Source organism: Monashia sp. HAY1-5C, from assembly GCF_056755255.1.
The window spans coordinates 20724-32402 of sequence record NZ_JBPGXG010000036.1 but is presented as its reverse complement, the minus strand read 5'-3'; the positions used below and the strand labels follow the sequence as shown (position 1 = coordinate 32402).

Genomic DNA, 11679 nt, shown 5'->3' with positions numbered 1-11679 from the left:
ATGTCTCCCCGCATGTCCTGGTGGCTGCACAACCCCCCCCCCTTTCGGCCCCCGCCGGTCTGCTGCTCGGCGCCGGCCGCCGGCCGTCCGAGACCCCGGGGGTCGGCCGTTTGACGTAGCCGGGGGTCCGCTGCGGGAGCGATGTGGGGGCTCGCGGGCCGTCCTACGGTCGAACGGAGCCGCGCAGCAGCACTGCCCGGCAAACCACCGGATCCGGGGGGGATCATGACGATCGACGAGGCATTCGGCCGGGTCATCCGCGGCCACTGGCTGGTCATCCTGTTGTGCGTGCTCGTTCCGTTCGGGGCGGCCTGGTACATCGGCCGCAGCCAGCCCAACGAGTACGAGGCCGTGGCCCGGATCCAGATGGGCAGCGACCTCGCCGCGTCGAACGTGCAGGCCGACGCCACGAGCCAGCGCGTCCTCGGCATCGCGACGAGCCCGGGCGTCGTGCGCGTGGCGCTCGACAAGGGGGGCCTGCAGACCGACGTCGCGGCGTTCGCCGCCAACAACATCGACGTCCGGCGCGTCGGCGTGTCGCCGGTCATGGAGATCGCGGTCACCGACACCTCGCCGCACCGCGCGGCCGTCATCGCGACGTCGCTGACGCAGGACGTCATCGAGTTCACGAACGTCGGCGACCAGCCGGCCGTCGTCAAGCGACGCAGCGAGGTGCAGCACCAGCTCGACGTCCTCGGCCGCCAGCGCGACCAGCTCGTCAAGCGCCTCGCCAGGGCCGCCCCAGGCGACGTCCTCGCGATCCAGGCGCAGCTGAGTGCCCTGACGACGAGCCAGGCCGAGCTCGAGCGGCAGCTGTCGGACCTCGACCTCGCGACGGTGTCGACGTCCCGGGCCGTACTGCTCGACCCGGTCCGGGAGCCGACGATCCCGCTGCCCGCGCACATCTACCAGCGGGCCATCCTCATCGCCCTGCTCGGTGCGCTCTTCGGCGTCGGCCTCGCCGCGGTGCTCGAGGCGTTCCGGCCGCGGCTGCCCACCCCGCGCGCCGTGGCACGCACGCTCGGCGTCCCGCACATCGGGTACCTGCCGCACCGCGACCTGTCGCCCGGCACGCTCGGGGCCGCCGGCCCGGTCGCCGACCGGCTCGCGCTGCTGGCCCGGCGCTACGACGCGACGCAGCTGCTCCTCGTCCTCGTCGACGCCCGGGAGGAGGAGTGGGCGCGGTCCCTCGCGCCGCTCCTCGGCCCGACCGACGGCCGCACGGACCACCGGCTCCCGGTGTCGGTCCTCGGCCGCGAGTGGACCGACCCGGGCGAGCGTCCGGTCCTCGTCGTGCTCTCGCCCGACCAGGTGTCCTCCGGGGCGCTGGACCGGACACGGGCCATGGTCGAGGCGCTCGGGTGGCCTGTCGTCGGCCTGGTCAGCTATCCGCACGGCCACCGGCACCACTGGCTCCCGCGCCCCACCGGCGGCGCCCACGAGGTCGTCCAGGCCGAGTCGCCGACGGCCGCGACCAGGCCGACGGCGTCCCTCGACCCGGCGTCTCGCGGGGAGGGCGACGTGGACGAGCCGACGTCCGTCTGGGAGTCCCCGTGGGACCGGGAGCCGACGGCCGCGGCGGACCGGGCCGACGACTCACGGGGCGTGACCAGGCCGGCATCGCGCGGTGACACGACGGCCGGGCCCGCGACCTCGAACGGCACCGGCGACCGCGCGTCGCAGGAGGTGCTGCACGGATGAGCGTCTGGCTGCGCACGGCGGGGCTCGCCGTGCAGGTCGACGGCGACGAGCCGTGGACCGAGCTCGTGCGCGAGTCGTGCGCGGGACAGGAGCTGGAAGAGCCGCCGGTGACCCCGGACGTCCACGTCATGGTGACCCGTGACGCCGACGTCGGGCCGGGCAGCGGCCACCGGCTCGTGACCCGCGGCGCGTGGAGCGACGGGCGCGAGGTCGTCCTCTCCGACGCGTGCTCGAGCGGCCTCGACGTGGCCGTCCGGCCGTCCGCCGTACGGCTCGAGGTGCTCGTCCGGCCGCACCGTGGCTGGCGGCACCGCGCCCTCGGGATGGCGGCGCCCGACCGCCAGGTCCTCCTGCAGCGAGCCGTCCTCGTGCAGTACCCGGCCCTGTGGTGGGCCGGTACGAGGGGCCACGTGCCGATGCACGTGTCGGCCGCCTCCGTCGACGGGTACGCCGTCGTCCTCGCGGGGCCGGGCGGCGTCGGCAAGTCGACGCTCGTCGCGACGCTCGACGGACCCACCGAGGCGCCGGTGAGCGACAACCTGTGCGTCAGCGACGGCCGCGTCGTGCACGGTCTTCTCGAGCCCACCCGCGCCGAGGGCGGGACGGGCCGGCGGATGCCTCATGGGCGCCGCGAGTCCGGCTGGGCGCGCCGCGTCGAGTCTGTCCGGCCCGACGCCGTGCTCGTCCTGAGCCGGGGGGAGCGCGACGAGGTGACGCTCACGCGCACCGACCCCGACGCGGCCGCCCGCGAGCTGACGGGCGGCACGTACGCCGCGGGTGAGCTGCGCCGCTACTGGGCGTACGCGGCCACGCTCGCCCTCGGGACCGGGCGCGGTCCGGCCCACCCGCCGGTGGCCGACGTCGCCGACGCGCTGGCCACGAGCGTCCCCGTCCTCGACGTGCACCTGCCCCGCTCGCCCGGCACGACCCTGCGCGACCTCGTCGGGCGGGCCCGGGCACTGGCCCGTCCGGAGGAGGTGGGTCGGTCATGACGACCCGCGTCATGCACATCGTGACCCGTTGCGTCGCGGGCGCAGGCGGCGTCGCCGTGCGCGGTGCCACGGCGCTCGACCGGACCCGCTACGACAGCGTGCTCGTCACCGGCACCCGCGAGGGCGCGCTGCTCGACCGGGCCCGCGCGGGCGGCGTCGAGGTGGTCGTCGTGCCCGAGCTCGTCTCGCCGATCCGGCCGCGGGAGGACGCCGCGGCCTGGGCCCGGATGCTCGACCTCGTCCACGCCCGTCGGCCCGACGTCGTGCACACGCACAGCGCCAAGGCCGGTGCCCTCGGCCGGATGGCGGCCTACCGCAACGGGGTCCCGCTCATCGTCCACACGATGCACGGCTTCCCCTTCCACGAGTTCCAGAACCCGGCGGTGCGCACGGCGTACATCGGCATCGAGCGGCGCCTCTCGCGGGTCACCGACGCCTACCTCGCCGTCGGCACCGGCGTCGCCGTGGAGGCGCTCCGGCGCGGCCTCGCCCGGCCCGACCAGCTGCACACCGTCGGCCCCGCGGTCGACGAGCCCAGCGTCCGCCTCGACCCGGCGACCCGCGCCCGGGCGCGCGCCCTGCTCGGGCTGCCGGACGACGTCCCGGTCCTCGGCACCGTCGGCCGCCTCGACTTCCAGAAGGCACCGGAGATCATGCTCCAGGCGCTGCGCCGGATGCGGACGCCCGCGGTGCTCGTCTGGGCCGGTGACGGCGAGCTGGCCGAGCGGACGCGGCGCGACGTGCACCGGCTCGGGCTCGACGGCCGGGTCCGGCTGCTCGGCAACCGCTCCGACGTCGCGGCCCTGCTGCCGGCCTTCGACGTGTTCGCCATGGCCAGCCGCTACGAGGGCCTGCCGTGCGTCGTCGTCGAGGCCCAGCAGTGCGGCATCCCCGTCGTCGCGACGGCGGTCAACGCCGTGCCCGACGTCGTCATCCCCGGCGAGACCGGCCTCCTCGTGCCGCCGGGGCGCGCCGACCTGCTCGCCGCAGCCGTCGACCACGCCTTCGCCCACCCGGACGAGGCCCACCTGTGGGCGGTCCGGGCGCGCGAGCACCTCGGGGACCGGTACGACCAGACGACCGCCGGTGAGGTCCTCGACCGGATCTACTCGCAGGGACCGACGCAGCCGCGACGCCAGCTGGTCGGCGCCGGGCCCGGGGTGACGCTCGGGTCGTCGCTGGGTGCGGCGCTGGGTGCGTGGAGGACGTCATGACGGTCGCTCCTTCCCCCGTCGTGGCCTCGGTCACGCCGTCCGTCCCGGCGCCCGCGGCCGTGCTCGTGCCCTCGGGGGCGCCGGTGGTGTGGCCCTCGGTCCGGGCCGACGCCGAACGGGCACGGGTCCTGCCGGCCGGTTCACCGGTGGCCCTGGCCGACCGGCGCGCCGGCGGCCGAGGGCGCCTCCGCCGGGCCGCAGGTCGGCTCGGCATCGAGGTGCAGGCCGAGTACGTCGTGCTGCCGTCGTGGGGATCGGCGACGTTCGTGGCCGCGGACGACCCCGACGCGGTCACGTGGCTGCTCGCGACCTTCCTCACGACGCCGCCCCGGATCGTCCGGGGCCGTCTCGTCCTCGAGGTGGTGCGCCGCCTCGTCGACGCGGCGACACGGACGAGGGCCGGCGCCGCGTCGGTCCGGCTGGTCCTCGGCGCGCTCGTGCCCGGGCGTCTTGTCGTCGGGGTGCGCCGATGACCGACATGCTGGCCCCGGACACCGTCCCGGCCGAGGCCGGTGACCTGCTGCGCGCCGCACTGCGCGAGCACGCGGGGGCGGGCACGCCGCGCCTCGTCGTCGTCGGCCTGTCCAAGGACGAGAACCCGAAGGCGACGATCCTCGTCTTCGACCGCGGGCAGCCGCGACCCCGGCTCGTCGCCAAGGTCGCCCTCACCGCGGTCGCCGCGGGGTCCGTCGTCGCCGAGGCCGCCGCGCTGCGAGCCGTCGGCGACCTCGACCCGCGCCTCGTCGGCGGGACAGTGCCGCGGCTCGTCGACATCCGGCGCGACCGCGGTGGGGCCGTGCTCGTCACCGAGGCGGTGCCGGGCACGCCCATGTCGGTCGACTACCACCGGTGGCGCGGCACGACACGTCCGGACGTCGTCCGGGCCGACCTCGCCGGCGCCGCGGCCTGGCTGCGCGACCTGTCGGACGCCGTCGGCCCCCAGGAGGTCGCCGCGTCACCGGGCGGCTGGCCCGGGATCGCCAAGCGCCTGCGGGCGCGGTGGCCGGCCGACGGGGTGGCACGCGCCGTCGCCGACGGCGTCGCCACGACGCTGCCCGGCCTGCGGCTGCCCGCCACCGGGCCGTGGTCGGTCGTCCACGGCGACTTCTGGGCCGGCAACGTGCTGCGCACCGACCGGCGCGTGACTGGCGTCGTCGACTGGGAGCACGCCGTGGTCGGCGGGGACCCGCTGCGGGACCTGACCCGCTTCGTCCTGTCGTACGTGCTGTACCTCGACCGGCACACGCGCAGCGGCCGAGCGGTCCGGGGCCACCCCGGTCTCGTCGCCGGGGCGTGGGGCGAGCCGCTGCGCTACCTGGCCGCCGGCTCCGGCTGGCTGCCCGAGCTGGTCCGCGAGGTCCTCGCCGAGCACCTCGAGCGCACCGGACGCGACCCGGACCGCTGGCGCGACGTCCTCGCCGTCGGCACCGCGGAGGTCGCGGCGCTGGCGGACGAGGCCACCTTCGCCCGGCAGCACCTGCTTCTCGCAGCGGAGCTGTTCCGATGCTGACGCCCGGGGGACCGGGTGCCCTCGCCCCGTCCGCGAACACCGCCGCGAACCCTGCCGCGAACCCCTCCGCGAACACTGCCGCGAACACTGCCGCGAACACGGGCGCGACCGGCTCGGGACGGCAGGAGGGACGCGGTCCCCGCCGGGTGGCGGTCGCCCTCGCGTTCTCCGTCTGCGTCATGCCGCTGCTCATCCCGAGCGGGCCGGGCAACACGGGTCTGGCCGACGTCGGCATCCTCGCCGTCGTCATCACCGTCGCGGCGTGGCTGCGCACCAAGCTCGTCCCCGTCCGGGTCCCGTACCTCCTGCCGGTCGCCATCCTCATGCTGGGCGGCTCGGTCGCGGCCTACCACGTCGAGGCCGAGAGCGCGCTGCTCCCGGTGGTCCAGGACGGCTTCCTGCTCGTCTGGAGCGCCGCCATCGCCAACGCGGTCCGGCAGTACCGCTGGCTGCTCGGCGTCGTCCTGCGCGCCTGGGTGTGGTCGGGCATCGCCTGGGCCGTCGTGCTCTGCGTCGGGCGGATCGCCGGCATCAGCTGGATGGCGGGCCTCAGCGCCAGGGACGGTGGACGGGCCTCGCTGACCTTCGCCGACCCGAACCTCTGCGCGAACTACTTCCTCATCTGCCTCGCGCTCACGCTCGCGACGTCTGTGGTGCGCCGGCGACTGTCGCGCGTCCTCGCGACGGCCACGATCCTGCTCGCCATCGTCTTCACCGGCTCCAACGGCGCTGCCGTCGGGCTCGGCGCCATGGTCGTGGTGACGCTGCTCGTCGGGCTCGTCAAGCGACGCGGGGTCATCGTCGCGGTCGCGGTGGCCTGCCTCGGTGCCGGCACCCTCGCGGTCGGCGCACCGCACATCGACCTCAACGCCATCGGCCAGAAGGCCAGCGACAGCGTCCAGCTGCTGCGCGACTCGCTCGGGCGCACCGACGAGTCGAGCGGGTCACGCACCGTGCTGGCCACCGAGACGTTCGGTCTCTACCTCGAGGGCGACCTGCTCGGCGTCGGACCGGGACGCACGAAGGCGACGTTGAGCGGTCAGGCCGCGCCGTACGTCAAGGAGGCGCACAACGACTACCTCGCGACGCTCGTGGAGCGCGGCGCGATCGGCGGGCTCGGTCTCGTCGTACTGCTCGTCGTCGTCGCCTTCCGGCTCGGGCGGGTGGCCCTGTGGCCCCAGGACGAGGAGGTGCGCCGGCTCGTGCCGCGTCCCGAGGTGCTGCTCGGGCTCGGGTGCGCCCTGGTCGTCGCCGGCCTCTTCTACGAGGTGCTGCACTTCCGGCACGTGTGGGCCTTCCTCGGGCTCGTGGCCGGGATCGACCCGGGCAGGCCGGGTGCCCGCCCCTTCGCCCGGACGCCGGTGGGGAGCTCCTCATGACGTGGGCACGAGTGCTCGAGCGGTCCCGTCCGCGGCTGCGCGGCGCGACGGCGCGGTCGGTCGTCGGCAACGTCGGCGCCCGGCTCGTCGCGCTCGTGTCCATCGCGCTCGTCACCGTCCTCGTCGCCCGCACCGGCGGGGCCGACGACGTCGGTGTCCTCGCGCTGATGCGCGTCCTGCCCGGCCTCGTCGGGGTCGTGGCCGCCTGCGGGCTGCCCGGAGCCATGGGGTACTTCGTCGCCGGTCCCGACGCGCGGCACGCCGGCCTGTGGCCGACGGTGCTCGTCACGATGGCGGCCGGCGGGCTCCTCGGCACCGCGGCGTGGCTCGTCCTCACGCCGGTGGTCCACGACCGGCTCATGACGACGACGACGACGTCCGTCGTCGTCGCCACCGGGCTCACCGTGGCGACGCAGCTTCCGGTCGCCGTCGGCAAGTCGTGCCTGCAGGCCCTCGGCGACGCCCGGGGGTCCAACATCGTCACGGCCGCCGAGGAGGCCGTCTTCGTCCCGGCGTTCGTGCTGCTCTGGGCGCTCGGCCTGCGCGGCGGGTGGCTGCTCGTGGCGGCGCTCCTGCTCGCCGACGTCCTCGTCGCGATGCACGCGTGGGTGCGGATCGCCAAACGGGTCCACGAGCGTGGCGGACGGCTGGCGGGACGGCCCGACCTCGCCCTGGCCCGCCGGATGGCGGCCTTCGGTGGGCGCAGCCAGGTCGGGGGCATCCTCAACCTGCTCAACCTGCGCCTCGACGTCGTCGTCCTCGGCGCGCTGACGGGTCCGGCGCAGGTCGGCGTCTACGTCGTCGCCTCGAAGTACGCCGAGCTGCTCCGCCTCCCGGGGCTCGCACTGACGTGGGTGACCTACCCGAAGTTCGCCGGGCGGGAGGGCTCGGCCCGCCACCCGGAGTGGCTGCGGGTGGGCCGGCTCCTCGCGCTGGGGGCGGCCGCGGCCGTCGTCGTCGCCGCCAGCGCCACGGTGGTGCTGCCCCTCGTCTACGGGGAGGCGTTCCGTGATGCCGTCTGGCCGGCCGTGTGGATCTCGCTCGGCCTCGTCGTCGAGCCGGCCGCCGGGGTCGCGTCGGGCTATCTGCTCGGGTGCGGCCGGCCCGGGCTCAACTCGCTCATCCTCGGCGGCGGCTTCCTCGTGACGCTCGTGCTCGACGTGCTCCTCATCCCGCGGTACGGCTCGCTCGGGGCCGCGTGGGCCAGCGCCGCCGCCTACCTCGTCACCGACCTGCTGCTCGTGCAGGCGTGGCGACGGGTCGCCGGGAGGGTGACATGAGACGACGCCCGACCCTGACCGCCGCCTGCCTCGCCCTGGTCCTGCTCGCCGGCGGTTCCGCGTGCTCGGGCGACTCGGGCCGGACACCGCCGCGCTCGGCCACGACGACGCTGCGGCCGCAGTACGTCGCGCTCGCCGAGGCCGTCGCGTCGCACGGTGCGAAGGCGTGGGTCGAGACCGACCTCGTCAAGGCCTGGCTGGCCGGTCCGGAGCGCTACGCCTCGGTCCTCGACACCGTCGTGCTGCTCGCCGACCGCCCCGGGGTGGCCGGGGTCAAGATCGCCGACGAGCTCGGCTACGAGGACGACACGGACGAGACGACCGTCCTGCCGTTCCTCACGTCGACGACGCAGGCCCTGCACAGCCGCCTCCCGGGCCGGAAGATCGTCGTCGACCTCATCGTCCCCGAGCTCGGCTGCCTCGGCTGGGCCGGGGTGTCGACGTCGGTCGTCGGCGCCGACTCGGCCGACGCCCGTCGCAAGTGCGCCCAGGGCGAGGTGCTCCGCAACCCGGCGGTCGCGCTCGCGGACATCGACCGCTACATCGCCAAGGGCGGCCTCGACGTCGTCGACCTCAGCGTCGGCCTGCGCAGCGATGCCGAGTACGCGTCGTGGGGCACGACCCGCGACGCCGCCATGGCCGCGGCGTGGGACGAGGCGTCCCGGCGCTGGGGCGGCACGGTGCGGCTGCAGGCGCGCAAGGCACTGGCCCACCCCGGTCGCTACGAGGGCACCCGGCAGTCGGCGGAGGCCGACGCCCGTACCTACATCGACATCCCTCTGGCCCACGGCGCCCACGCCGTCGACATCTGGACCTGGGCCCAGCCGTACAAGGACGGCATCTACACGCTCACCGACCCCGAGCTCGCGCCGAACGAGCTCACGCGCGCCCTCCTCGAGCGCCGGCGTCGCGGTGCCGAGCTGTGGACCCACATGACGCCCTCGCACCTGCAGGTCGGGCTCGACAAGGACGTCGCAGCGGCAGTGTCCATCTTCAGCGGCGTGCTGGTCGCGTCGGGAACGGGGTGAACCATGACGATCCACGACGCCGTCCCGGAGCGGTCCACCTCCGCCGTGGTGGGCCGGCGACCGCCTGCGCCACCCACGCCACCCACGTCGGCTGCCCGGCTGGCCGGCGGCACGGGCTCGGCCGCAGCGCAGCGGCGTCCGCGCGTCGGCGCGATCTCGTGGCAGCGGCGGACGCTCGACCTCGCCGTGGCTGTCACGGGCCTGCTCGTGCTCTCGCCGGTGCTCCTCGTGCTGGCGGTCGCCGTGCGCCTGTCGAGTCCCGGCCCGGTCATCTTCCGGCAGGTCCGGCTGACCCGAGGCCGGCAGCCGTTCACCCTGTACAAGTTCCGCACGATGCGCGTCGACACCGCCGGGCCCGAGGTCACCCGGCGCGCCGACCCGCGCGTCACCCGCCCGGGACGGCTGCTTCGGAGCACGAGCCTCGACGAGCTCCCGCAGCTGGTCAACATCCTCTGCGGACAGATGACTCTCGTGGGGCCCCGTCCGGAGACCCCGGCGCTCGCGGCGCGCTACCCGGCGGAGGTGGCCTGGGTGCTCGACGAGACGCCGGGGCTGACAGGACCCACCCAGATCACCCTGCGCGACGACGTCAGCGTCCCCCCGTCCCAGGACGGCTTCGACCCGTCCGACCCCGGCGCGGTGGAACGCTGGTACCTCGAGCAGCTGGTGCCGCGGCGCGTGGCCACGGACCTGACCTTCCTGCGCCGCCCGACCCTCCGGGCGACGCTGCGCATCATCGCCCTGACCGCCCGCTACATCGTCACCGGGCGGCGACCCGAGATCCGACCCGCCGCGTGACGAGCGGGTCGCACCGGGCGTTGAGGCACTCACCGGTGTCGAGGTCGAACTCGAAGTTGTGGGCCAGGCACCGCAGGACGCCGTCGCGAAGGACGGCCCCGTGTGCCAGGTCCTCGCCGGCGTGCGGGCAGTAGCGGCTGACCTCCCAGTCGCGCGCGCCGTCCCCGCACCGCTCGGCCAGCCTCACGGTGTCCTCGGGGTCCCGCTCGGTCTCGTAGCGCTCGACCTCGTCGAGCGCGGCGGCGTCGGCATGCTTGAGCAGGCCGACGAGGTAGTCGTTGTACCGGTCGGGGTCGCGCCAGGCCGAGATGCGCAGGGACAGGAACAGGTCCTCCCAGCGGACCCGGCCGGTGAGGACGGCGTCGAGCCAGCGCGCCTCCACCGTGATGCGGTACCCCGGGTGCGAGCTGCTCGCGGTCAGGTCGACGCGGCACCTCGACGGCCCGAGGTCGACGTCCCACGTGCCGCCGTCCGCGCCGTTCACGACGAACCGGACGGTCATGGCGATGCGGTTGAGGAAGTAGTCGGACAGCGTCCCGAGCTGCTCGAAGTGGGCGACGAACCGTTGGGCGAGGCCACTGCCGCAGGGCGGGTCGGGGAAGGCGGCGTAGACGGCCTCGATGTCACCGGCCCGACGCCGGGCGTAGTCGTCGAGGTACGCGTGCAGGTCGTCGGGCAGCCGGCCGTCCGCGGCGATCTCGTCTCGGTCGCCGAGGAGGCTGAAGCCCGCCCAGTGCGGGTCGGGCCGCACCTGCCCCGTCGCCACGTCGATGCGGTCCCCGGGCAGCAGCCGCACGACTCGCTGGTCGCGCAGCCGGGACCGCAGGAACGCGGCGGCCTGCGCGGTGTCCGGGAAGATGCCGGGCGGCGCGATCCGGTCGTTGTGCTGCGCGAGCGCCGGGTCGAGGAAGCACGGCGGCCCCGCGTAGGGCATGACGATCCTCGGCGGGGCCGCGCGCAGCAGGCGGCTCACCGACTTGAACTTGCCGAGGCGCTTGTCGGCGCTCATCGAGGCGACGACCTCCGGCGGGTACTCGTAGCAGATCGGGTGCCACGACGCACCGGACATCTGCACGCCCATGAGGTCGAGCGGCCGGCCGGCCTCCTCCACCACGCGCCGCAGCTGGGCCACGGTGAGGCGGGCGTCGTTGGTGTGCAGGATCGCGTGGCCGGAGGCGTGGACGAGGATCGCCGAGTCGTGGCACATCGGCGACTGCTCCTGGATGACGGTCATCCAGTCGCCGTGGTGGTTGAGCGCGAGCCGCTCCCAGCGGTCCAGCTCGATGACGACGTTGCGGATCCCGGCGGCGCGGATGCGCGAGAGCATCTCCGGCGCCGGGTAGCGCGGGATGACGATGCGCACGTTCTCGGGCAGGATCCGGAGCAGGTCGAGGTCGAGGTGGTCGAGGTGCTCGTGCGAGATCGCGACCCAGTCGGCGTCGAGCACCTCGGGCCGCAGGAGGTGCGAGTTGTCCGGGAACGGGAACCACGAACCCAGGAAGGCGCCCTGCGGCGACATCCACGGGTCGCAGAGCATGGTCAGGTGCGGGGCGTCGATGCGCAGTCCCGCGTGTCCCAGCGAAGTCAGAACCGGCGCGTTCATACCGTTATGGTCCGGCGGCGCGAGCGCCGGGTGCACCGCCGGCCGCCCGAGCCGCGCCTACATCACCTGCTGTACGCCGACCGCTCCCATGGGCCCCCCTGTGCACACCGGCTGACCGTGTACGGCGGCGGGGCGACGTGCCAGTGTGGTCGGGGAGCGAGCAGCTGCTCGCCT

At 75.0% G+C, this 11679-nt stretch carries 10 protein-coding genes; 9 read left to right on the top strand and 1 reads right to left on the bottom strand.

All coding sequences use genetic code 11. From position 1 onward, the window contains the following. Window positions 1-225 precede the first annotated feature (225 nt). Genes ACR9ZK_RS07925 through ACR9ZK_RS07885 form a run of 9 tightly spaced genes read left to right on the top strand, consistent with a single transcriptional unit; the run spans window position 226 to window position 9902 of the window. Window positions 226-1701, top strand: coding sequence for a YveK family protein (locus ACR9ZK_RS07925; RefSeq protein WP_481341350.1), 1476 nt, complete (start codon window positions 226-228; stop codon window positions 1699-1701). Continuing rightward, window positions 1698-2693 carry a hypothetical protein gene (locus ACR9ZK_RS07920; protein ID WP_481341349.1) on the top strand — a complete coding sequence of 332 codons (996 nt, stop codon included), beginning with the start codon at window positions 1698-1700 and terminating at the stop codon, window positions 2691-2693. Before ACR9ZK_RS07925 ends, ACR9ZK_RS07920 begins: the two co-directional genes overlap by 4 nt. Next, window positions 2690-3907 carry a glycosyltransferase gene (locus ACR9ZK_RS07915; RefSeq protein WP_481341348.1) on the top strand — a complete coding sequence of 406 codons (1218 nt, stop codon included), beginning with the start codon at window positions 2690-2692 and terminating at the stop codon, window positions 3905-3907. Before ACR9ZK_RS07920 ends, ACR9ZK_RS07915 begins: the two co-directional genes overlap by 4 nt. Beyond that, window positions 3904-4380, top strand: a complete 477-nt coding sequence (locus ACR9ZK_RS07910) for a hypothetical protein (RefSeq protein WP_481341347.1) — start codon at window positions 3904-3906, stop codon at window positions 4378-4380. Before ACR9ZK_RS07915 ends, ACR9ZK_RS07910 begins: the two co-directional genes overlap by 4 nt. Continuing rightward, entirely contained in the window at window positions 4377-5417 is a 1041-nt protein-coding gene (locus ACR9ZK_RS07905; RefSeq protein ID WP_481341346.1) for a phosphotransferase family protein, read from the top strand. The genes ACR9ZK_RS07910 and ACR9ZK_RS07905 overlap by 4 nt, the downstream gene beginning before the upstream one ends. Continuing rightward, window positions 5411-6796 carry an O-antigen ligase family protein gene (locus tag ACR9ZK_RS07900; protein WP_481341345.1) on the top strand — a complete coding sequence of 462 codons (1386 nt, stop codon included), beginning with the start codon at window positions 5411-5413 and terminating at the stop codon, window positions 6794-6796. The genes ACR9ZK_RS07905 and ACR9ZK_RS07900 overlap by 7 nt, the downstream gene beginning before the upstream one ends. Further along, window positions 6793-8076 carry a lipopolysaccharide biosynthesis protein gene (locus ACR9ZK_RS07895; RefSeq protein WP_481341344.1) on the top strand — a complete coding sequence of 428 codons (1284 nt, stop codon included), beginning with the start codon at window positions 6793-6795 and terminating at the stop codon, window positions 8074-8076. The genes ACR9ZK_RS07900 and ACR9ZK_RS07895 overlap by 4 nt, the downstream gene beginning before the upstream one ends. Further along, the gene (locus ACR9ZK_RS07890) at window positions 8073-9104 is read left to right on the top strand and encodes a hypothetical protein (RefSeq protein WP_481341343.1); all 1032 of its coding nucleotides are present in this window, start codon (window positions 8073-8075) and stop codon (window positions 9102-9104) included. Before ACR9ZK_RS07895 ends, ACR9ZK_RS07890 begins: the two co-directional genes overlap by 4 nt. 3 nt (window positions 9105-9107) lie before the next feature. Then, window positions 9108-9902: a sugar transferase gene (locus ACR9ZK_RS07885; RefSeq protein WP_481341342.1), complete on the top strand. Its 795-nt coding sequence runs from the start codon at window positions 9108-9110 to the stop codon at window positions 9900-9902. On the opposite strand, the gene ACR9ZK_RS07880 is transcribed toward ACR9ZK_RS07885, so the two are convergent. Continuing rightward, entirely contained in the window at window positions 9865-11505 is a 1641-nt protein-coding gene (locus tag ACR9ZK_RS07880) for a Rieske 2Fe-2S domain-containing protein (protein ID WP_481341341.1), read from the bottom strand. The genes ACR9ZK_RS07885 and ACR9ZK_RS07880 overlap by 38 nt on opposite strands. Window positions 11506-11679: the final 174 nt, after the last annotated feature.